The sequence below is a fragment of the Cypionkella aquatica genome (assembly GCF_030161095.1).
GTDB classification, from domain to species: domain Bacteria; phylum Pseudomonadota; class Alphaproteobacteria; order Rhodobacterales; family Rhodobacteraceae; genus Cypionkella; species Cypionkella aquatica.
On the sequence record NZ_BSPP01000004.1, the window covers coordinates 62,552 to 80,950 of the forward strand.

Here is an 18,399-nt window from a genome sequence, read left to right on the forward strand (position 1 = left end):
GATTCGCCCAGTGCCTAAAAACCCGTCAGTCTGCGCCATCGCCCCCCTTGCCACCCCGCCCCTCGCGGCGCACTCTGCCCAAAACCCATCCCGTGCCAAAGGCGCAAAATCCACAAGGTTGAGGCCCAATGCAAACCCTGACCGAGACCAAAACCCAGCTGCCCACACTGACCTACACCCGCAATCCCGGCATGGCGCTGGATCTCGATTGGGTCGCCTCAGTGCAAGCGAATACCTCGGCGATAGAGCGCCGCGCGGCCAGCCTGGGCGGCCGCCGCTCGGTGAAAAAGGATTTTCAGGCCGCATGGCTGTTGAAAGCCATCAGCCTGATTGATCTGACGACGCTGTCAGGCGATGACACCGAAGGCCGCGTCAAGCGGCTTTGCGCCAAAGCCCGGCAACCCGTCGCCCCTTGGATGCTGGACAGGCTTGGCCTGCAGGGCCTGACAACCGGAGCAGTCTGCGTTTATCACGACATGGTCGGCACAGCGGTTCGCGCGCTGGAAGGCAGCAATATCCCCGTCGCCGCCGTCTCAACCGGCTTTCCTGCTGGCCTGTCCCCCTACCGCCTGCGCATCGCCGAAATCGGCGAAAGCGTGCGTGCCGGGGCGAAAGAAATCGACATCGTGATCTCGCGCCGCCATGTGCTGACCGGCAACTGGCAAGCGCTTTACGATGAGATGCGCGAGATGCGCGCCGAATGTGGCGACGCCCATGTCAAAGCGATCCTTGCAACCGGCGAACTCGCCACGCTGCGCAACGTCGCCCGCGCGTCACTGGTTTGCATGATGGCCGGGGCCGATTTCATCAAAACCTCGACCGGCAAAGAAAACGTCAACGCCACCCTGCCCGTCACCTTGACCATGATCCGCTGCATCCGCGACTATCAAGACCGCACAGGCATCAAGGTCGGCTACAAACCCGCAGGCGGCATCGCAAAGGCGAAAGACGCGCTGCTGTATCTCGCCCTGATGAAAGACGAACTCGGCCATCCATGGCTGCAACCCGACCTGTTCCGCTTTGGCGCGTCCTCGTTGCTGGGCGACATCGAGCGCCAGTTGGAACACCATCTGACCGGCCAATACTCTGCCGCCAACCGCCACGCTATGGGCTGAATATGTTTGGTTTTGATTCAATCCAAACCATACGCCCGCTAAGACTGCCAATTTCACATTGGTAAAAATATCTCCGCCGGAGGCGCACCTCTGCCCCGGCGATCCCGCCAAAAGGACAAAGCCATGACCACCCCAACCGTCCGCGATATCTTCGACAGCATGGCTTACGGCCCCGCCCCCGAAAGCAATGCCGAGGTGCTGGCTTGGCTGTCCAAACACAAATCCTTCGGCCACTGGATCGACGGGGCCTTTACCAAACCCGGCAACACCTTCGAATCCCGCAACCCCGCCAGCGCCAAACCGCTCGCGCTTGTCACCCAAGGCAGCGCCTCAGACGTCGATGCCGCGGTGAAAGCCGCGCGGCGTGCGCAGCCGAAATGGGCGAAGCTGCCCGGCCATGCCCGCGCAAAATATCTCTACGCCCTTGCCCGGCTTGTGCAGAAACACGCCCGCTTGTTGTCGGTTCTGGAAACCATGGACAACGGCAAACCGATCCGCGAATCCCGCGACATCGACATTCCGCTGGTGGCCCGCCACTTCTACTATCACGCAGGCCTCGCGCAATTGATCGACACCGAACTGCCCGGCCAAGCCCCACTCGGCGTCTGCGGCGCGGTGATCCCGTGGAACTTCCCGCTGTTGATGCTGGCATGGAAAGTCGCCCCGGCCCTCGCCGCAGGCAATACGGTGGTGCTGAAGCCCGCCGAATACACCCCACTGACCGCGCTGCTGTTCGCCGAACTGACCCGTGAAGCTGGCCTGCCGAAAGGTGTGCTGAACATCGTGACCGGAGACGGCGATACGGGGGCCGCTCTCGTCAACCACCCCGACGTGAACAAAATCGCCTTCACCGGATCGACCGCAGTGGGTCGCAAAATCCGCGAAGCCACAGCAGGTTCGGGCAAAGCCCTGACGTTGGAACTGGGCGGAAAATCACCCTATATCGTGTTCGACGACGCCGACATCGACAGCGCCATCGAGGGCCTCGTCGATGCGATCTGGTTCAACCAAGGCCAGGTCTGCTGCGCCGGAAGCCGTCTGCTGGTGCAAGAAGGCATTGCAGACCGCTTTTACGAGAAACTCAAACGCCGGATGGATGGCCTGCGCTTGGGCGACCCATTGGACAAATGCATCGACGTGGGCGCCATCGTTGACCCCGTGCAACTCGCCACCATCCGTGGGCTGGTGGACACCAACAAAGACGGCGAGACCTACCACGCCGCCTGCGATCTCCCCGAGGGCTGCTTTTACCCGCCGACCCTGATCACCGGGCTTTCTGCCGCCTCGACACTGATGCAAGAAGAAATCTTCGGCCCGGTGCTGGTCGCCATGACCTTCCGCACCCCGGTCGAGGCCGTCGATCTGGCCAACAACACCAAATACGGACTTGCTGCGACGATCTGGACCGAGAATATCAACCTCGCCCTCGACATCGCCCCCAAGGTCAAAGCCGGCGTGGTCTGGATCAATGCCACCAACCTGTTCGACGCCGCCGCAGGCTTCGGCGGCATGCGCGAAAGCGGCTTTGGCCGTGAGGGCGGATGGGAAGGGCTGATGGCCTATCTCAAACCCAGCCACGCGGCCAAAGCCATCGCGCAGATAAAACCATTCGAGGCCCCCGCCAACCCCGAAGCCTCCAGCATCGACCGCACCGCCAAACTTTATATCGCTGGCAAGCAAGCCCGCCCTGATGGCGGCTATTCACTGCCGATCTGGTCGCCGAAAGGCAAGCTGCTCGGCCATGCAGGCATCGGCAACCGCAAAGACATCCGCAACGCGGTCGAGGCCGCGCATGCCGCCAAATCCTGGGCCAAAACCACCGCCCATACCCGCGCGCAGATCCTGTATTACATCGCCGAAAACCTCTCGGCGCGCGCCGCTGAATTCGCGACCCGCCTGCGCGATCTGACCGGTAAATCCGGCGAGGCCGAGGTTGAAGCCGCAATTTCCCGGCTGTTCACCTACGCCGCTTGGGCCGATAAATTCGACGGCGCAGTGAAATCTGTACCGATCCGCGGCGTGGCTTTGGCAATGAACGAACCCTGCGGCGTGATCGGCGCGCTTTGCCCCGATGATGCGCCGCTGCTCGGTCTGATCTCGGTGATGGCCCCCGCCATCGCGATGGGCAACACTTGCATCCTTGTGCCGTCCGAAGCCTTCCCGCTGGCCGCCACCGATTTCTACCAGGTGCTCGACACCTCTGACCTGCCCGCAGGTGTGGTCAATATCGTCACCGGTCCGCATACCGAACTTGCCAAAACCCTCGCCGGTCACCGCGATGTCGATGCCGTCTGGAGCTTTTCCGCAGCCCCGCTCTCGGCCCTGATCGAGAAGGAATCCGCCGGAAATATCAAGCGCACATGGGTCAACAACGGCCAATCCCGCGATTGGCTGGCACATCCAGACACCCACGCCTTCCTGCGCGCCGCGACCGAGGTGAAAACGATCTGGGTGCCCTACGGCGAATGAACTTTGGCGGATAAACCGCAGCTAAACCGGGCCAATCCCCCGATTTAGCTATGAATTGTGCAGCCTGCGTCAAAAATTCCCCCTGAACAGGGTGTAAAACCTGTGACATACTGCCGCCACGATGCGCTCACGCAGGCACAATCACGCCGAAACGGCGGAAACAGACAAGGGACAGAACCATGATCAACGAATTTAAGGCCTTCATCATGAAGGGCAATGTGATGGACCTCGCCGTAGGTATCATCATCGGCGCGGCCTTCACCGCCATCGTCAGCAGCCTTGTCGGCGATCTGATCAACCCGATCATCGGCCTGATCTTGGGCGGTGTGAACTTCTCGGACATGTTCATCGACCTGTCGGGAACCAACCCACCGACCATGGCCGCTGCCAAAGAATCCGGTGCCGCGGTGTTTGCGTATGGCGCCTTCATCACAGCCGTGATCAACTTTTTGATCATCGCTTTCGTGGTGTTCATGCTGGTGAAATCCATGAACAAACTGATGCGGAAAAAGGTCGAAACCCCGGCCCCGGCTGGCCCAACCGAGTTGGACGTGCTGCAAGAAATCCTGACCACCCTGCGCAGCAAATAAGGCGTCAGACAGGCACAGACAGCCTGCTGCTGCACTGGCCAATGGCGCGGCAGCAGGCATATTTGACCGGATGGGTCGCGGGGGCGCTGGACAGCACACTGCGGCCATCGGTTTCAACGATGGGGGCCAGATGAAGATTAACTGCGCTTGCGGTGCAATCATCGTGGATCAAAGCGATAAGTTGCCACACAAGGCCCATATCATCGGCGACAAGGATTATCTGGATTTTCTCGACAGCATCGACGCCGCGATCGAGGATACCAGCGCAGACAAGGCGCGGGTTGCGATGCAGATCAGGCGCGCCGAAACAAGTCGATTGGCTTGGGAATGTAGCACCTGCGGCAGGCTCTACCTGAACGATGCGAACAACAAGCTGGTCGCATATCTTCCTGAAAATCGCCAAGCCAACAGGATCTTTGATCGCCCCCGCAACAGTCGCAAAGACTAGGGCCAGCCATTGGGCGGGATAACCGACGCGCGGCACAGCAAACCCGGCAGCGCGTTTGTGGCGGGCTCGATGCCCGCCACAAACGCATCCCCGATCAGATCGTCAAAGCCTCGGCCCCGGTGATGACAGGCAAGCCCAAAGCATCGCCCACCGCCGCATAGGTCAGCTTGCCCGCATGCACGTTCAGTCCGGCCAGCAAATGCTTGTCCTCGGCGCAAGCCCGCTTCCAGCCCTTGTTCGCCAAGGCCATCATAAAGGGCAACGTCGCATTGCCCAAAGCTTGGGTCGAGGTCCGCGCCACCGCGCCCGGCATGTTCGCCACGCAGTAATGCATGATGCCATCCACCTCATAAATCGGGTCCTGATGCGTGGTCGCGCGTGATGTCTCAAAGCAGCCGCCCTGATCAATCGCCACATCCACCAAGGCCGCCCCCGGCTTCAACTCGGCCAATTGCGCGCGGCTGATCAGCTTGGGCGCCGCCGCACCGGGGATCAGCACCGCACCGATGATCAGATCGGCCTGCCGTGCCAGCTCAATCGTCGTCGCCGCATCGGCATAACCGCATTTGAATTGCCCGCCGAACACATCATCCAGATAACGCAGCCGGTTGACGGACCGATCCAGCACCGTCACATCCGCGCCCATGCCCGCCGCGATCTTGCCCGCATGGGTGCCGACCACGCCGCCCCCAATCACCAGCACTTTTGCAGGCAACACGCCGGGCACGCCACCCATCAACACGCCGCGCCCGCCATTGGCCTTTTGCAAGGTCCACGCGCCAACCTGCGGTGCCAACCGACCCGCCACTTCCGACATCGGTGCCAACAACGGCAAGCCGCCGCGATCATCCGTTACCGTCTCATACGCGATGCAGGTCGCCCCCGAGGCCAGCAAATCCCGCGTCTGATCCGGGTCTGGTGCCAGATGCAGATAGGTGAACAAAACCTGCCCCGGACGCAGCCGAGCCCGCTCCACCGGTTGCGGCTCTTTCACCTTTACGATCATATCGGCAGCCGCAAACACCTCATCTGCCGTGCCAACAATCGCAGCCCCCGCCGCGATGTAATCGCCATCGCTAAAGCCAGCGCCCAGCCCCGCGCCAGTTTCGATCATCACGGCATGACCCGCCAGCACCGCCTCGCGCGCCGCATTGGGGGTCATGCCGACGCGGAATTCTTGCGGTTTGATTTCCCTTGGACATCCGATTTTCATAGGCTCTCTCCCTGATAACAGTCTCTTCCCTGTCAGCCAGCTTGAACCCGAACTCCCAGAAATTCTTTGAAACTTTGATGACCTCGCAGCGCATCCGTGATAGATTCTGCGAAAAATAGCGCGCAACAGGAAGATTTTCACCATGGCCTCCGATCTTGACGCCACCGACCGCCGCATCTTGGGTGTGCTGCAAAAAGACGGCCGCATCACCAACGCCGATCTGTCAGAACGGGTGAACCTGTCGCCCTCGGCCTGTCACCGCCGCGTGCAATTGCTGGAAGAAGCGGGCTATATCGACGGCTATGTGGCGCTGCTAAACACCCGGCGCATGGGCAAACCAACGACGGTATTTGTCGAGATCACCCTGCAATCCCAAGCCGAAGATCTGCTCGACGCTTTTGAACGCGAAGTCGCCAAAGTCCCCGACATCCTCGAATGTCACCTGATGGCAGGCACCGCCGATTACCTGATCAAGATCATGGCCGAGGATACCGAAGATTTCGCCCGTATCCACCGCCAGCACCTAAGCCGCCTGCCCGGCGTGCGGCAGATGCAATCCAGCTTCGCCCTGCGTACCGTCGTCAAAACGACTGCATTGGCGGTTTAAACCACCTCATCCGCCCAAACGGTAAACTTCTGCAAAATATGGGGCCCGAATGAGTGGATCAGCGGCACATCCGCCGCGTCGCGCCCGTAAGCGACCTCAACCCGGCCAATCCGCGGCACATTGTTGCGTGGGTCAAACGTGTGCCAGCTGCCGTCCAGATACACCTGCATCCACGCACAAAAATCCATCGGCCCAGTGATCGGCACTCCAATATCCGGGATATAGCCGTTCACATAGCGCGTCGGGATGTTCATGCAGCGGCACAAAGTGATCGCCAGATGCGCGAAATCGCGGCACACGCCAGTGCCCTCCTGCCACGCCTCATACGCCGTCCGCGTCACCCGCGCGTTCATGTAGTTAAAGTAGATATGGTTGTGAACATAATCACAAATCGCCTGCACCTGAGCGTACCCCGGCGCAATATGGCCAAACATATCCCAAGCAATCTGACTCAGACGATCGGTCTCGCAATAGCGGCTGCCGACCAGATACATCAACACCTCATCCGGCAAATCGGCCAGCGGCGTCGGTCGCAGCCAAGGCATCACCGGATCAGGCAGCCCGCTTAGCTCAATCGTGCAATCATTGCGCAGGCTGAAGGTGCCAGGCTGCGCCACCATCCGCCGGCACATATTGCCAAACATATCGCGATAGACCGAAGTTGGCACCTCTGGCGTCGTCACCATCGCCGACTGCACCCGCAGGGACTCGCGCAGCTCGTCGCGCACCGACATCATACAGATCATCGGCATCTCTTGCGTGCACGACACCGTAATGTCGTAGCCAAACCTCATAAGCATAAACGGCCCCTTCGCCCCAAAGTCGTAACACCGCACGCGGTTCTCAACCTAGAACGCGGCCAGTGGCTTTTGGTTGCCGCAAACGGGGCAATAAGCCGCGATCTGGGTGAATGGCGGGCCCACGCATAAATATAAGCCGCTACGCCCAAATATGATGCGAAATGAAAAACCCCCGTCCTTGCGGGCGGGGGTCAATCGGGTGAGGATTGCTCCTCCAGTGTCGCTAACGTCTAGCAATCATGGCCTGAGGCCAAAATCACATACCGCCTTCGCGCTGAAGCTTCTTCCGAGCGAGCTTGCGCGCACGGCGCACGGCTTCGGCGGATTCGCGAGCTTTCTTGACGGAGGGTTTCTCGAAATGCTGTTTGAGTTTCATTTCGCGGAACACGCCTTCGCGCTGAAGCTTCTTCTTGAGGGCGCGGAGCGCTTGCTCAACGTTATTATCGCGGACGCTGACCTGCATGTGGTTGTCACCACCTTCCTAAGTTAGAGTTGCACTGAATGTGCAGGCATGGCGCGCATAGCAAAGCCCCGCGGCTTTGTCTACCGTGCGCAAAGAAGGGGATCACAATGGATACCGAAAACACCTCGGAAGACACGATGACAGCAGCGAAAACCCTTATTCTGAAGGCAAGCTTGCCGCATGCGGCCTTTGATGGCTGGTCGCAGACCACGTTGCAAGCCGCCGTCGCTGATTCGGGCGCAGCCCCAGCATTGGCACAGGCTTTGTTCCCGCGCGGCGGCATAGATCTTGCAGTGGCCTATCATCAGGCGGGTGACCGCGCGATGCAGGACGCCCTCGCCAGCACCGATCTGACAGCGCTGCGCTATACCAATCGTGTCGCCCTTGCGATCAAACTGCGCCTTGCAGATGCCGATAAAGAGCTTGTCCGGCGTGGCTCCACCCTGTTCAGCCTGCCGCAAAATGCCCCCGAAGGCGCCAAACTGATCTGGTCCACTGCCGATGCGATCTGGACCAGCCTTGGCGACACCTCGACCGATCTGAACTGGTATTCCAAACGCGCCACGCTTTCGGCAGTCTATTCGGCCACGGTGCTGTTCTGGCTCGGCGATCAGTCCGACGACAATGCCGAGACTTGGGCGTTTCTGGATCGCCGCCTTGCCAATATCATGCAGTTTGAGAAGACCAAGGCGGCGATCCGCGAAAACCCCTTGGCCAAGGCCCTGCTCAGCGGCCCGCTGAAACTTCTGGAAAAGATCCGCGCGCCACAACCCGCCACCGATCTTCCCGGCCACCATAAACCATAAAAGGCGTCCAGCATGTCCCTGCCCCCAACTTTGGCCTCGTCGATGCTGGCGATGGAAATCTCTGCTCCCGGCGGCCCGGATGTCTTGATCCCGGCATCGCTGCCAATCCCGGTGCCCGGCCATGGCCAAATCATCATCCATCTCGCCTATGCCGGGGTGAACCGCCCTGATGCGCTGCAACGCGCAGGCGCCTACGCGCCCCCCGCCAATGCCTCGCCGCTGCCGGGGCTGGAAGGCGCGGGGACAGTGGTCGCAATGGGGCCGGGCGTCAGCCGCTGGCAAATCGGCGACAAAGTCTGCGCCCTGCTGCCCGGCGGCGGTTATGCCGAATACGCCGCCTGCCATGAATCCCACGCCTTGCCGATCCCCGAGGGTCTGACATTGCGCCAAGCCGCCTGCCTGCCGGAAACCTGCTTCACCGTCTGGTCCAACATGGTGATGCGCGGCCGCTTGAAAGCAGGCGAGCGCGTGCTGATCCACGGCGGCTCGTCTGGTATCGGCACCACGGCGGTGCAAATCGCCGCCGCCTTGGGCGCGCGCGTCTTTGCCACCGCAGGCACAGATGAGAAATGCCGCGCGGTTCAGGCATTGGGGGCAGAGCAATGCTTCAACTACAAAACCGATGACTTCAGCGAAGAGGCCAAAAAACTGGGCGGCTTCGATCTGATCCTCGATATGGTCGGCGGCCCCTACCTGCCGCGCAATGTCCGCGCCTTGGCCGATGATGGCCGCCTCGTGCAGATCGCATTCCTGCAAGGCCCCAAGGTCGAGTTGAACTTCGCCGAGATGATGATGCGCCGCCTCACCCTGACCGGATCAACCCTGCGCCCGCAGTCAGACGCCGCCAAGGCGACGATTGCAGAACAGGTCGAAACCCACATCTGGCCAATGATCGCGCAGGGTAAATTCCGCGTGGTGATCGACAGCGAATATCCCCTGACCGACGCCCCCGCTGCCCATTGGCGCATGGAAAGCTCGGGGCATATCGGCAAGATCGTGATGAAGCTGCCGGAATAAATCCCGAACAATTTATCTTAAATTTTTCATCTGCTCAAAAATATCCCACGGGGGAGGCTGGCTTGGCACAAGCCAGCCTGGGGGTGTGAAACCCCCATACCCGGCCCGCCTCAATCGCCCAGCTTGGCATGCACCTCATCCAGATCAATCTCGCCAATCGGCATCTTGTTACCCGGATTGTCGAAATCATATTTGAACAGCTGGAAATCGCGCTTGTAGATTTCCCAGACCAAGTGCCGCGACAGATCGTCAAAGTAGTCCTCAACCGGGTGCAAACGCTTGGGACCATGGCCTTCGCTTTCGTTGAACTTCGGGATCTTCTTCAGATCAACCTTATGCTTTACCTTGATTTTCTTCAGCACAGCACCCATGCCGTCATCGAATTTTTCGGTGAAGAAAATCTTGTCATAGCGCCCGCCGTTGACGATATAGGTCGACACATGCCCCGCCATCGCAGACCAGTGAATATCCGGCTCCATCGGCTTTTTGAACCGGATGGTGTCACGCGCGAACAGCAAAAAGCGGCGGAAACTGGCGATCTGATCGAACTCGCCCTGCCCATCATCGCCGCCCACCTCGATGCCGTATTTCTGCACCAACAGCGGCACCAGATTGCCACGATAGCGCTTACCGTTACGCTGAATCCCGCAAATCTTATCGAAAAAGGATGACAGAATCCGTGTGTAGGGGTTGCGCACACAGGTAAAGGCATAAGATTTATGGGTCTTCACGTTGCGCTCAATCAGCGGCTGGCTCGCCTCAATCGCCCATTTGTGCATGCCACCCGTGGCGTCATGGATGTCGCCATCGAAAAACTTGCCATGATCGGAGTAAAACATGATCTGCCCGATGGTCGAGCAGGCGCATTTCGGCACCACCCGATAGACCACCGATTCCGACTCTGTCATCCAAGTTCCGGGGAAACCCATGCCGCACTCCTTCACCGCCCGCGCCTCTCACTGGCACAAGCTCAATCAGCCACAAAAAAGCAAACAAACTCTGTCTTTTCAATGTCCCTTTAAGCTATTCAAGGAAACAATGATGCGTTCAAGGGTATAATGTTCACCAAATGGCCAAAATCGCCTACCTCCTGCTCTGCCACAAAGACCCCGAAGGGATCATCGCTCAGGCCCAGCGTCTGACAGCGGTTGGTGATTTTGTCGCCATCCACTTCGACGGCCGCGCCAAAGCCGCCGATTTTGACAAGATCCACAGCAGCCTTGCCGCAAACCCGAATGTGGTCTTCACCAAGCGCCGGGCCAAATGCGGCTGGGGCGAATGGTCCTTGGTCGAAGCCACGCTGATGGCCGTCGAAGCCGCGGTTGACGCTTTCCCTCGCGCCACCCATTTTTACATGCTGTCCGGCGATTGCATGCCGATCAAATCCGCCGAATTCGCCCAGAAATTCCTTGACCGCGAAGAAGTCGATTACATCGAGAGCTTCGACTACTTCAACTCGGATTGGATCAAGACCGGCATCAAGGAAGAACGCCTGATCTACCGGCATTACTTCAATGAACGCACCCACAAAAAGCTGTTCTACGCCTCGATGCACTGGCAAGACAAACTGGGCCTGACCCGCAAAGTGCCAGCCGACATCGCCATGCAAATTGGCAGTCAATGGTGGTGCCTGCGCCGCCGCACCGTCGAATCCGTGCTGGAATTCACCAAGAAACGCCGCGATGTGATGCGGTTTTTTCGCACCACATGGATCCCGGATGAGACGTTCTTTCAAACCATCGTCCGCCATATCGTGCCCGAGCATGAACTGCGCACGCGCACCCTGACCTTCCTGATGTTCACCGATTACGGCATGCCGGTGACGTTCTATAACGACAACTACGACCTTTTGATCAGTCAGGATTACCTGTTCGCCCGCAAGATCAGCCCCGATGCGAAAGATCTCAAAGACCGTTTGGGCAAACTTTACGCGGCCAAAGGCGTGCGCTTTGCGATCTCCAACGAAGGCCGCTCGCTGTTCAAATTCATCTCGGGCCGGGGCCGCGTGGGTCGCCGTTTTGCCCCCCGCTTCTGGGAAACCGAAAGCTCGCTTGGCCGCCACCGCACCCTGATGATGGTCACCTGCAAGAAATGGCACGTCGCCAAACGTCTGGTGGAACGTGTGCGCCAAGTCACCAACCTGCCCGCGCTGGACTATCTGTTCAACGAGGCATCGACCCCGCTGCCCGACCTTGGCGGCATCCAATCGACGCTGGAAAAGCGCACCCGCCACCGCCGCGCCTTGATGCGCGTGCTGTTTGATTATTGGCAAACCGATCAGCTGGTGGTCTGCATCGACCCCGCCAATGTCGATCTGATGCAGGATTTCTACAACGACAAAGCCAAGGTCCGCCTGCTTGAGATCGAGTGCGACTTTACCGACGACTATCTGATTGGCCATGCGATCCGCGTCGGTCTTGCCAGCGAATCCACCCCCAAAGACACGATTGAGCGTCTGCTGCCCACCATCCGCTATGATGTGAAATTTGAGGGCGACCGCATCCGTGACGCGGGTTTCCCCAACCTTTTGCGCGTGCGCCAAAGCGCCAGCATCGACGAAAACACCGTGCCTCTGGCCGAATTTCTTGACATAAGCCCCGAGAAGGCCCGCGAAATCGCTGCCACCGAATATCTGTTTGTGGATTGACCCATGCCCTATGCTTACGACCCCCAAAACATCTTCGCCCGTATCCTGCGCGGTGAAATCCCCAACAAAACCGTGCTGGAGACCGAGCATACCCTCGCCTTCCACGACATCGCCCCGCATGCCCCGGTGCATGTGCTGGTGATCCCGAAAGGCCCCTACGCGACGTTTGATCACTTCGCAGCCATGGCATCCGCCGAGGAAATCGTGGATTTCCACCGCGCCTGCGCCAAGGTGTGTGAGATTGTCGGCGTGGCACCAGGTCAAGGCTACCGTGCCATCACCAACGCGGGCGCACATGGCATGCAGGAAGTGCCGCATTACCACCTGCATATCTTGGGCGGCAAAGTCATGGGGCCGCTGATCCAGCGTTAGGGTGGTTTAGGCTTCAATCTCATAGCGCGCCTCAGAATTGGGCCGCTTTGGAGTGGGTTCCGCCTAAAGATAACGCCAAAGCGTTAACCGCAGGTTTCGGGTCGCCTGCGCGCTGATCGCGGCGCTATCTGGGGGCATCGCAACCCAGAGGCCCCCATGATCCGCTTCACCGCCATCCCCACCGAAACCGCGCGCGCCTATCAGGCGGGCAGCCCCGACGCCAATGGCCAAGCGCCCGAGCGTCACATCGCAACAGGCGCGGGCAATCCCTGCCGCCATTGCCTGAAAATGATCGCCGAGGGCGCAGAAATGCTGATCCTCGCCCACCGCCCTTTTCCCGAACCACAGCCTTATGCGGAAATCGGACCGATCTTTCTATGCGCTGACGCTTGTGCAGCAGGTGGAGGCACCGAAACCCCAGCGATCCTCGCCTCGCCCAACTTCATCATCAGGGGCTACTCTGCCGAAAACCGCATCGTCTACGGCACAGGCGCGGTCGTGCCAACCAACAGCATCGCCGCCGAGGCCGCAGCCCGCCTGAACGACCCACGCATCGCCTATGTCCACATCCGCTCGGCGCGCAACAACTGCTACCAATTACGCATCGACCGCGCATAACCGACCCCGCGCCGGACTTGATCCGGGGCCTCATGCTTGCGGAGAAGGGCCCCGGGCCAAGTCCCGGGCGGCGCCGGGATTGGGGTTCAAAACAGCGCCTCGCCTTTCTCCAACTTTGCCAGACACTCCGCCATCCGTTTGGCGCGGGTTTCTGGCCGCTTCGCCGTCGTCAAACGATAGTAAATTGCAAAGCGGCCCTTGGCATCCAGACGGGCAAACTGGTCGCGCGCTGTCTGCGGGCCCGCCGCCAAAGCATCCAGAAAATCCTGCGGCAGATCGGCACCCTTGCCGCCCGAATAGGTGGCCTCCCAACGGCCATTCGCTTGAGCCACCGCAACCGCCGCCAAGCCCGCCGCCTGCATCCGCCCCTCGGTTATCAACCGTTCAACATGGGCGCGGTTGATCTGGCTCCAGGCGGAACCCGCCTTGCGCGGCGTAAAGCGCTGAATCCATTGGGTTTCAGATTGCGTCTTACGGATGCCATCAATCCAGCCCCAGATCAACGCCTCGACCACCGCCTGTTGCCAGTCGATCGAGGCCACGCCCGACCCCTTCTTGTGATACAAAACCCAAACCTCACTGGCGCTGTCATGATGGGCGGCCAACCAATCGTGCCAATCGGAAGGCGTCGCAAAAGCCAGCGGCGTCATCGTGCATCCCATTCCTGCAAAAACCGCTTCGGTGCCGCATCACGCCATTGTCGCACCAGCCGCACCTTGGCCCAAGCCGGATCAATCCGCCCGCCGCGCACCAAAACCAGATCATATTTCGCATAATGCGGATGCAGGAAAAACGTATCAGGCGCGGCCGCCATCAACATTTCGCGCTCATCCCGGCTGGCCTTAAACACCGCGCCATTCTCGTAATACGACCAATAACACCACATCTTGCCAAACACCTTCAACGCCTCATGCTCCCAAGGCGTTGCCAGCGTGATCTCGGGCAATTCCAGCCCTAAAGCAAACGCCTTTAGTTCCGGCCAGTCTTCGATCACTCTTGGTCATCCTCTCTGCTCAAATATCCTGGGGGTGCGGGGGCTAGCCCCCGCTGTCGGCTCAATGCGCCGCAGCCCAAGTCGCCCCCACGCCCGCCTCGACCGTCAAAGGCACCTTCAGATGCACGCCGGGATGTGAGGCCCCCTCCATCACATCCTTCGCAACCTTGATCAGTGCCTCGGACGCGCCTTCTTCCACCTCGAACAAGAGTTCATCATGCACCTGCAACAGCATGGTCGCAGGCAGCGCTTCAATCGCCGCGGGCATCCTGATCATCGCGCGCCTGATCACATCCGCCGCAGTGCCCTGAATTGGCGCGTTGATCGCCGCTCGTTTGGCAAACCCTGCCCCCGGCCCCTTGGCATTGATCTCGGGCGTGTGGATTTTCCGACCAAACAGAGTTTGCACAAAACCGTTCTTCTGCGCAAAAGCCACGGTATCCGACATATATTCCTTGATGCCCGGAAACCGCTCAAAATAACGATCAATAAAGCCCTGCGCCTCGGCCCGCGGAATCCGCAGGTTCCGCGCCAGACCAAAGCCGGAAATCCCATAGATCACGCCGAAATTGATCGCCTTCGCGCGGCGGCGAATGTCAGAAGTCATCTCAGACAAAGGCACGTTGAACATCTCTGACGCCGTCAGTGCGTGAATATCAATGCCGTCCTTGAACGCCTGCTGCAGCGAGGCAATATCCGCCACATGCGCCAGAATCCGCAGCTCGATCTGGCTATAGTCCAGCGACACCAGCACCTTGCCCTTTGGCGCCACAAACGCCTCGCGGATACGCCGCCCCTCCTCGGACCGGATCGGGATGTTCTGCAAATTCGGATCGGTCGAGGCCAAGCGCCCCGTCACCGCCCCGGTGATCGAATACGACGTATGCACCCGCCCCGTCTCAGGATTGATATGATCCTGCAACGCATCCGTATAGGTCGATTTCAGCTTGGCCAACTGCCGCCAATCCAGCACCAACCCCGGCAGTTTATGCTCGGTCGCCAGATCCTCCAGAATATCCGCCCCGGTCGCATAGGCGCCAGTCTTGCCTTTTTCACCCCCCGGCAAGCCCAGCTTATCAAACAAAATTTCGCCCAACTGCTTGGGGCTGCCTACATTGAACGGCTGCCCCGCCGCCTCTTGGATCTCGGCCTCCAGCCCCAACATCTTTTGCGCAAACGCCCCCGACATCCGCGCCAGCGTTTGCCGATCCACCTGCACCCCGGCCATCTCCATCCGGGCCAACACGGGCACCAAAGGCCGCTCCAACGTCTCATACACCGTCGTCACGCGGGCGCGGTGCAGTTGCGGCTTGAACATCGCCCACAAGCGCAAAGTCACATCGGCATCCTCGGCCGCGTATTTCACCGCATCGTCGATCCCAACACGATCAAACGTGACCTGAGCTTTCCCCGACCCCAGCAAGCTTTTGATCGGAATACAGGTGTGCCCCAAATACTTCTCGGACAACGCATCCATGCCATGCCCGTTCAGGCCCGCCTGCATCGCGGAACTCATCAACATGGTGTCGTCAAACGGGCCAACCTCGACGCCGTAGCGTTTGAAAATCTTCCAGTCGTATTTCATGTTCTGGCCGATTTTCAGCACCGAAGCATCCTCCAGCACCGGCTTCAAGGCTGCCAACACCTGATCAAGCCCCAACTGCCCCGCCACCAATTCAGCACCGCCAAACAGATCGCCACCGCCCTGCTTATGCCCCAGCGGGATATAGGCAGCGCGCCCGGCGTCGACGCAAAGCGAAATCCCCACCAGTTCCGCCTGCACCTCGTCAAGTGAGGTCGTCTCGGTATCCACCGCAACATGACCCACCTCGACAATCCGCGCGATCCAAGCGTCAAGCGCGGCCATCGTGTCGATCTTCTCGTAACCTGCCACATCGAACGGCACCTGCACCGCCTCGGCCAGCTCATCTGCTTCGACCAGTTTGGCGGTATCGGCCACAGGGGCGGCCACTTTCAACCGTTCCGAAACCCGCTTGGTCAGCGTGGTGAATTCCATCTCTTGCAAGAAGCCCATCACCACCTCGGCCTCAACGGGCTTGACCTCCAATTCATCCAAACCAATGTCCAGCGGCATATCGCCGTCCAACTGCACCAAGCGCTTGGAAATGCGGATCAGGTCGGCGTTGTCGACCAATGCCTCGCGCCGCTTGGGTTGCTTGATCTCGCCCGCGCGCTCCAGCAGGGTTTCCAGATCGCCATATTCCTGAATTAGCAAAGCCGCCGTCTTGATGCCGATCCCCGGCGCGCCCGGCACGTTATCGACCGAATCCCCGGCCAAAGCCTGCACATCAACCACCCGGTTGGGGGCCACGCCAAACTTTTCAAACACCTCTTCCAGACCCAACCGCTTGTTCTTCATCGGGTCCAGCATATCGACGCCGTCGCCGATCAACTGCATCAGGTCTTTGTCTGATGATATGATCGTCACCGTGCCGCCGGCTTCCCGCGCGCGCCGCGCAAAGGTGGCGATGATATCGTCGGCCTCATAGCCGTCTTGTTCAATACAGGCGACGTTGAACGCTTTGGTGGCCTTGCGGGTATATACAAACTGAGGCCGCAAATCCTCGGGCAACTCGGGCCGGTTCGCCTTATATTTATCATAAATCTCATTGCGGAAGGTGATCGACCCCGCATCGAAAATCACCGCCAGATGCGTCGGCGCGGTTTCCTTGCGGGTTGAGGTCAGCTCGCTCCACAAAAGGTTGCAAAACCCCGCAACCGCCCCCACCGGCATGCCATCGGATTTGCGCGTCAGCGGTGGCAAGGCGTGATAGGCCCGGAAAATAAACGCCGAGCCGTCGATCAGATGCAGGTGATTGCCCTTGCCGAATGTCATGATCCGCCACGCCCCTTCGCTATTTCAGAGGCAAGTATTGCCACGAAGCCGCCCCGCGTTCCAGCCTTGATGCCACGCGCAGGATCGCAACCTGCGCCCCGCCGCCCCGGACTTGATCCGGGGCCTCTTTGCTGACCATGAGGCCCCGGATCAAGTCCGGGGCGGCTTGGCGCTATTGGCAGGTGTCACCGCGCGATCACTGGCCATACCAGCGCAAAGACAGCTCCACCGCTTGCGGCGTCGGCGTCCAGATGCCAAATGGCACGCCCGCGCTGCGCAACGTCTCACCCAGCCAGGCATTGCAGGGATGAAGGATGCTGAAATCGCCCTTGGCTTCAAAAAACGCATCGTGATCGTTGAAATGTGCCCCCAGCGGCAGCGGCGCGCCGGTCTGATCGCGGCGGAAATTTGCATCCAAGCTGTTCAGCAAGGCCTGATATTGCGCATCCGATAGCGTGAAATAGCTGATGCCATCCAAGCCCGAGACATCGCCCGCCACATCCAGATGCAGCACCGCGCTGTCGCCGCTGATCGCCGTCCACACCGCCCCCGGCTTCATATCGCCGTAGCTGCCAGCCGAGGTGTAAAACGCCTCTGACCCCCAACCCACCAGCAACCATTCCGCCTGCGGCGCATCCATCGGCACGCCTGCGTTGCTGGCAAAACCATAGCGCGCGCGCAGTTCCGGCGACATTGGCAACAGAAAATCATAGTGGATCGGCGCACGCGCCAGCCCAATCAGCACATCCGTGCCTGCGGGCAAATCCGCATGTTTGCCGGGGATCAGTGCGCCCGCAAACCCCGCCGCAAAGTAAAGCAATGGCAGGCAAATCAGCGCCGTCGCGGCCCGGATCAAAAACCGCGCGCGCAAAGCCTAGTGATCGTCATGCGCATGGGCGCGGTCGATCTCAAACCGTTTGTCGCAATAGCCACATTCGACAAACCCGCTGTCTTCCGGGATGGTCAGCCAGACGCGCGGATGCCCCAAAGCGCCCTCACCGCCATCGCAGGCGATTTTCCAATGGGTGACAATCTGGGTTTCCGGGGCTTTGATCGACATGGATGTGTCCTTGGCTAGGGTCGCCCGCATTGTAACCGCAATGGCCCCACGGGCAAGGGGCGCGCAACTTGAAACTGTGGAACGCTCCGCGGGGGATATTTAAGCCAGTATGAAACGCAAGGCGTTTACATTGGTAAAAAATGCTTTTGCAGAAGGCTTCCGCCGCGGCTCAAGCGAAAAGTGTTAAATCTTCGTTAAATCGACCATGTCATCTATCTGTTTTCACAAGATAAAATTTGGTCCCGCGTTGGGACCGCTCACGAAAACTATCTCGGCATCTCTCCGCCAAGTGATCGCAAAGGGGATGCAGGCCCCGCTGTGCT

Annotated in this window: 19 protein-coding genes; 10 read left to right on the plus strand and 9 right to left on the minus strand. The window is 59.7% G+C overall.

Annotated elements, in window-relative coordinates:
* The first annotated feature begins 128 nt into the window (after window positions 1-128).
* From deoC to QQJ98_RS03900, 4 genes are all read left to right on the plus strand, one after another.
* Complete coding sequence (deoC, locus tag QQJ98_RS03885; RefSeq protein WP_284324016.1) at window positions 129-1,115, plus strand: deoxyribose-phosphate aldolase; 987 nt, start codon at window positions 129-131, stop codon at window positions 1,113-1,115.
* A gap of 123 nt (window positions 1,116-1,238) precedes the next feature.
* Complete coding sequence (locus QQJ98_RS03890; RefSeq protein ID WP_284324017.1) at window positions 1,239-3,584, plus strand: aldehyde dehydrogenase family protein; 2,346 nt, start codon at window positions 1,239-1,241, stop codon at window positions 3,582-3,584.
* Window positions 3,585-3,763: 179 nt separating this feature from the next.
* Window positions 3,764-4,174: a large conductance mechanosensitive channel protein MscL gene (gene mscL, locus QQJ98_RS03895; protein ID WP_284324018.1), complete on the plus strand. Its 411-nt coding sequence runs from the start codon at window positions 3,764-3,766 to the stop codon at window positions 4,172-4,174.
* 130 nt (window positions 4,175-4,304) lie between these two features.
* Window positions 4,305-4,622 carry a DUF8617 domain-containing protein gene (locus QQJ98_RS03900; RefSeq protein WP_284324019.1) on the plus strand — a complete coding sequence of 106 codons (318 nt, stop codon included), beginning with the start codon at window positions 4,305-4,307 and terminating at the stop codon, window positions 4,620-4,622.
* 94 nt (window positions 4,623-4,716) lie between these two features.
* Here QQJ98_RS03900 and ald read toward each other — a convergent pair whose 3' ends face one another.
* Complete coding sequence (gene ald / locus QQJ98_RS03905; protein ID WP_284324020.1) at window positions 4,717-5,835, minus strand: alanine dehydrogenase; 1,119 nt, start codon at window positions 5,833-5,835, stop codon at window positions 4,717-4,719.
* 142 nt (window positions 5,836-5,977) lie between these two features.
* Between ald and QQJ98_RS03910 the strand changes: the two genes are divergently transcribed.
* On the plus strand, window positions 5,978-6,442 hold the full coding sequence (locus QQJ98_RS03910; protein ID WP_284324021.1) for an Lrp/AsnC family transcriptional regulator: 465 nt from the start codon (window positions 5,978-5,980) through the stop codon (window positions 6,440-6,442).
* On the opposite strand, the gene QQJ98_RS03915 is transcribed toward QQJ98_RS03910, so the two are convergent.
* Both QQJ98_RS03915 and rpsU read right to left on the minus strand, forming a co-directional pair.
* Complete coding sequence (locus tag QQJ98_RS03915) at window positions 6,439-7,242, minus strand: transglutaminase-like domain-containing protein (protein ID WP_284324022.1); 804 nt, start codon at window positions 7,240-7,242, stop codon at window positions 6,439-6,441. The two genes, QQJ98_RS03910 and QQJ98_RS03915, sit on opposite strands and share 4 nt — an antisense overlap.
* Window positions 7,243-7,498: 256 nt before the next feature.
* Window positions 7,499-7,705, minus strand: coding sequence for a 30S ribosomal protein S21 (gene rpsU, locus QQJ98_RS03920; RefSeq protein WP_054008279.1), 207 nt, complete (start codon window positions 7,703-7,705; stop codon window positions 7,499-7,501).
* Between the two features lie 107 nt (window positions 7,706-7,812).
* On the opposite strand from rpsU, the gene QQJ98_RS03925 reads away from it, so the two are divergent.
* A complete protein-coding gene (locus QQJ98_RS03925; RefSeq protein ID WP_284324023.1) occupies window positions 7,813-8,511 on the plus strand; it encodes a COQ9 family protein in 699 nt (232 codons plus the stop codon).
* A gap of 12 nt (window positions 8,512-8,523) precedes the next feature.
* A complete protein-coding gene (locus QQJ98_RS03930) occupies window positions 8,524-9,528 on the plus strand; it encodes an NAD(P)H-quinone oxidoreductase (RefSeq protein ID WP_284324024.1) in 1,005 nt (334 codons plus the stop codon).
* Between the two features lie 110 nt (window positions 9,529-9,638).
* On the opposite strand, the gene QQJ98_RS03935 is transcribed toward QQJ98_RS03930, so the two are convergent.
* Window positions 9,639-10,457: a sulfotransferase family protein gene (locus QQJ98_RS03935; RefSeq protein ID WP_284324025.1), complete on the minus strand. Its 819-nt coding sequence runs from the start codon at window positions 10,455-10,457 to the stop codon at window positions 9,639-9,641.
* 140 nt (window positions 10,458-10,597) lie between these two features.
* On the opposite strand from QQJ98_RS03935, the gene QQJ98_RS03940 reads away from it, so the two are divergent.
* From QQJ98_RS03940 to QQJ98_RS03950, 3 genes are all read left to right on the plus strand, one after another.
* The gene (locus QQJ98_RS03940) at window positions 10,598-12,175 is read left to right on the plus strand and encodes a DUF5928 domain-containing protein (protein WP_284324026.1); all 1,578 of its coding nucleotides are present in this window, start codon (window positions 10,598-10,600) and stop codon (window positions 12,173-12,175) included.
* A gap of 3 nt (window positions 12,176-12,178) precedes the next feature.
* Window positions 12,179-12,547 (plus strand): HIT domain-containing protein, encoded by a 369-nt coding sequence (locus QQJ98_RS03945; protein WP_284324027.1) that lies wholly within the window; start codon window positions 12,179-12,181, stop codon window positions 12,545-12,547.
* Between the two features lie 156 nt (window positions 12,548-12,703).
* A complete protein-coding gene (locus QQJ98_RS03950) occupies window positions 12,704-13,165 on the plus strand; it encodes a DUF1203 domain-containing protein (protein WP_284324028.1) in 462 nt (153 codons plus the stop codon).
* 86 nt (window positions 13,166-13,251) lie between these two features.
* On the opposite strand, the gene QQJ98_RS03955 is transcribed toward QQJ98_RS03950, so the two are convergent.
* The 5 genes from QQJ98_RS03955 to QQJ98_RS03975 form a co-directional block, all read right to left on the minus strand.
* Window positions 13,252-13,815, minus strand: a complete 564-nt coding sequence (locus tag QQJ98_RS03955; protein WP_284324029.1) for a YdeI/OmpD-associated family protein — start codon at window positions 13,813-13,815, stop codon at window positions 13,252-13,254.
* The gene (locus tag QQJ98_RS03960) at window positions 13,812-14,159 is read right to left on the minus strand and encodes an MmcQ/YjbR family DNA-binding protein (protein ID WP_284324030.1); all 348 of its coding nucleotides are present in this window, start codon (window positions 14,157-14,159) and stop codon (window positions 13,812-13,814) included. Before QQJ98_RS03960 ends, QQJ98_RS03955 begins: the two co-directional genes overlap by 4 nt.
* Window positions 14,160-14,220: 61 nt before the next feature.
* Window positions 14,221-17,016, minus strand: a complete 2,796-nt coding sequence (gene polA, locus QQJ98_RS03965; RefSeq protein ID WP_284324031.1) for a DNA polymerase I — start codon at window positions 17,014-17,016, stop codon at window positions 14,221-14,223.
* Between the two features lie 196 nt (window positions 17,017-17,212).
* Window positions 17,213-17,887 (minus strand): TIGR02117 family protein, encoded by a 675-nt coding sequence (locus QQJ98_RS03970; protein WP_284324032.1) that lies wholly within the window; start codon window positions 17,885-17,887, stop codon window positions 17,213-17,215.
* 3 nt (window positions 17,888-17,890) lie between these two features.
* Window positions 17,891-18,076 carry a zinc-finger domain-containing protein gene (locus tag QQJ98_RS03975; RefSeq protein WP_284324033.1) on the minus strand — a complete coding sequence of 62 codons (186 nt, stop codon included), beginning with the start codon at window positions 18,074-18,076 and terminating at the stop codon, window positions 17,891-17,893.
* Window positions 18,077-18,399 lie beyond the last annotated feature (323 nt).